Here is a 3,258-nt window from a genome sequence, read left to right as displayed (position 1 = left end):
CAGCCGCCAGCAACGGCCCCGACCCCGCACCGGCATACATCCGCGCGGAGTTCACCTCCGGCGGCAACGCCGCAAAATCCACCACACTCATGGCCGGTGCGCCTCCTCCATCAACCGGGTCATCGCATCACACTCCGTCGCCATTTCGGCGATCTCCTCGCGCAACCGGTTGAACTCCTCGCGTTCGCGTTCACTCAACACGCTGGCGATGTCTGAAGCACGCTGACCCTGCGTGTCGTCGTGGCCGCCTGTCGTTACCTGCGTTCCTGCCCTTACCTTGGAGCGGGGGATGAAGCGGGGGGGCTGGTCCTCATTTTTTGACGCGTTGACGACGCTGCCCACCGGGGGTATGCCTCCCAGCCAGCCGCCCGGCATTGCCGCCGCCATCTGCGGCGACGCGACCGCACCGGCAGCCGGCAGCGCCGTCGCGGCAAGCCGGATCTCCGAGGCCACCGAGGCCCCTGGGGCCATGGTGACCCAGGACTGCGGCACCGAAAGCCCACCGACCAACGCGGCCCGGCCCAGGCCCGCCGACATCTCCGCACCACCCACGCCCCCCGGGCCCGCCAAACCCACCAGGGTCGACCCCAACGCGCCTGCAGGCATCCCATGGGCCGAAATCGTTTGCGCATACGGTGCAAACGACAGCGCCGCGAACATCAGCGGGGCCATCAAACCTTGTATCCCTATGGCGGTAAACTCCGGCCCACTGAACAGGGTCAGGGGCAGCCCCCCTACCCCGTTGAGGTCGTTGAGTTGCGTGAACAGGGGGCTGCTGAGTAACTGCAACGGCCAGGCCAACAGGTTTCCCAGTAGACCCGATGTGCCGCCGCTTCCGGTCGATTGAGCGGCAGCGGCGGACCGCGTGGCCGGCGCGGCAGGGTTGGTGTCCAGCGGTGCGGGCGTGAACGGCGTTAACGTCGTGGCGGCCACCGAGTTGGCGGCGTAGGCCTGCATCGCCCCGGCGTCTTGAGCCCACATCTCGGCGTATGCCGCCTCGTTTGCGGCGATCGCGGGAGTGTTCTGGCCGAGAATATTGGTCGCCACCAACGTCGCCAACGATGCCCGGTTGGCCGCGATCACCGGCGGTGGCACCGTCGCGGTAAACGCCGCCTCGTAGGCGGCCGTCGCTGCTCTGGCCTGGTTGGCGGTCTGTTCAGCATGCGCGCCGGTGGTGTCCATCCACTGCACATACGGGGTCACCGCCGCGGTCATCGACGCCGACGCCGGACCCAACCATCGCCCGTCGGTGAGCGCTGAAATGATCATCCGGTAGGAAGTCGCCGCCGAACTCAACTCCGCCGCCAAGCCGTCCCAGGCCGCCGCAGCCGCTATCAACGGACCCGGTCCGGAACCGGCATACATCCGCCCGGAGTTGACTTCAGGCGGCAGCGCCGCAAAATCCCCGACACTCATGGCCGGACCGCGTCCCTGATCAAACGGGCTGCCGCGTCACGCTTCTCCACCATTTCGGCGACCTCCTCGCGCAGCCGCTCGAGCTCCTCGCGTTCGCGTTCACTCAACGGGCTGGCAACACCCGGCGCACCGGCGTGACCACCCGTCTCTCCCGGCAGCCCGGCCATCACCATGGGGCGGGCGCCGGATTCGGATCCCGGCTGATCGTTTCTCGGCGCGTTGACGACACTGCCCAGCATCGGCATGCCGCCCAGACCGGCCATACCCGGCGCGGCCAGCCCCGCCTGCGGCAACGCGGCCGAACCAGCAGCCGGAAATGCCGTGCCGGCAAGCCGGATTTCCGGTGCCACCGGGGTGCCTGGGCCCACGGCGCCCCAAGACTGCGGCACCGAAAGCCCACCGACTAACGCGGCCCGGCCCAGGCCCGCCGACATCGCCGCACCGCCCAAGCCCGCCGAGCCCACCGAGCCCACCGAGCCCGACGCACCCAGCGCCGACTCGCAACCCATCAGGGCGGCCGACCCGGAACCCGCCAGCGCCGAACCGGAACCGACCAGTGTCGAGCCCAGCGCCCCGGCAGGCATCCCATGGGCCGACATCACTTGCGTAAACGGCGAAAACGCAAGCGGCGCGAGCATCAGAGTCCCAAAAAGTTGCGTTATCCCGAACGCGCCCCACAGCGGTCCCCCAAGTTGCGACACGGCGATTCCTAGCTCCGAGAAGTTAGCCTGGAACTGCAGGTCCAGCGGGCTGAACATAAAGTCCATTAGCAGCGACAATAGGCTTGATGCGGGGAACTCCGCCCGTGGTATTTGCCCAAACACGGGCAGCAGTGACGTGATGACATCCTGGATTGTGATGTTATTGAATCCGTACGGACCGACATGGTGGTCGAAGGTCGGCTGGGCTTGTGCCGCGGGGGCTGTGAACGGGGTCACCTTGGTGGCGGCCGCCGAGTTGGCGGTGTAACTGTGCATCGCCGCGGCGTCTTGGGACCACATCTCGGAATACTGCGCCTGATTCGCCGCGATCGCCGGAGTGTTCTGCCCGAAAACGTTGCGCGCCACCAACGACGCCAACGACGCCCGGTTCGCCGCGATCACCGCCGGCGGCACCACCGCGGCAAACGCCGCCTGGTAAGCCGCCGCCGCCGCCCTGGCCTGATTGGCGGTCTGCCCAGCCAGCGCCGCGGTGGTCTCCATCCACTCCACATACGGCGCCACCGCCGCCGTCATCGACGCCGACGCCGCACCCAACCACGACCCATCAGTCAGCTCGGAAACCACCGCCCGATACGAGCCCGCCGCCGAACCCAACTCCGCCGCCAACTTGTCCCAACCCGCCGCAGCCGCCAGCAACGGCCCCGACCCCGCACCGGCATACATCCGCGCGGAGTTCACCTCCGGCGGCAACGCCGCAAAATCCACCACACTCAACCTCTCAGCTGCTCTGTCGCGCCGAACTTGATCAGTGTTAGCTTCGAATCAGCTACGACTCGGAATCTTGGTCACGGTCGAATAACTTAGTGATCTGAGTCATACGATGTCAAGCATCTGCGTAACATACCGGCTGCCCGCGCGTCCGGGCTTGGTCCCGCGAAACCGATCCAGACTGCCCTGACGAGGGAGGATAGAGATTACGGACATCATCGCCGCTGCGGCGCGCCGGAAATTATACAGGAGATTCAGTGAACTGTCCGACGCCAATTTGTAAACTGTGAGTTAACCTTGAGCCCACTGACGTTCGACCGGATCAACGGCCGACCTGAACGATAAGGACCGCACAGGGGTAATGAGGCACTGGTTGCCGTCCACCGGGGCGGGATTCGTCGTCTTGGTCGAG

The 3,258-nt window shown here is 66.6% G+C and carries 3 protein-coding genes; all 3 read right to left on the bottom strand.

Annotated features, from left to right (window positions below; genetic code table 11):
• A partial coding sequence (locus AC2VON_RS01200) for a PPE domain-containing protein (protein WP_486951316.1) occupies window positions 1-82 on the bottom strand: 82 nt, incomplete at its 3' end.
• A 5-nt stretch (window positions 83-87) separates the two neighbouring features.
• Window positions 88-1,416 carry a PPE family protein gene (locus AC2VON_RS01195; RefSeq protein WP_486951315.1) on the bottom strand — a complete coding sequence of 443 codons (1,329 nt, stop codon included), beginning with the start codon at window positions 1,414-1,416 and terminating at the stop codon, window positions 88-90.
• The gene (locus tag AC2VON_RS01190) at window positions 1,413-2,843 is read right to left on the bottom strand and encodes a PPE family protein (protein WP_486951314.1); all 1,431 of its coding nucleotides are present in this window, start codon (window positions 2,841-2,843) and stop codon (window positions 1,413-1,415) included. Before AC2VON_RS01190 ends, AC2VON_RS01195 begins: the two co-directional genes overlap by 4 nt.
• Between the last annotated feature and the right edge of the window lie 415 nt (window positions 2,844-3,258).

The sequence above is a fragment of the Mycobacterium sp. TH-M82 genome (assembly GCF_057473605.1).
Note: the sequence above shows the minus strand (reverse complement) of the source record. Positions and strands in the feature narration are given on the sequence as shown.

Bases quoted from the DNA above. Each gene is read 5' to 3' on its own strand.
- AC2VON_RS01195 (WP_486951315.1), bottom strand. From the start codon at position 1,416: ATGAGTGTCGGGGATTTTGCGGCGCTGCCGCCTGAAGTCAACTCCGGG.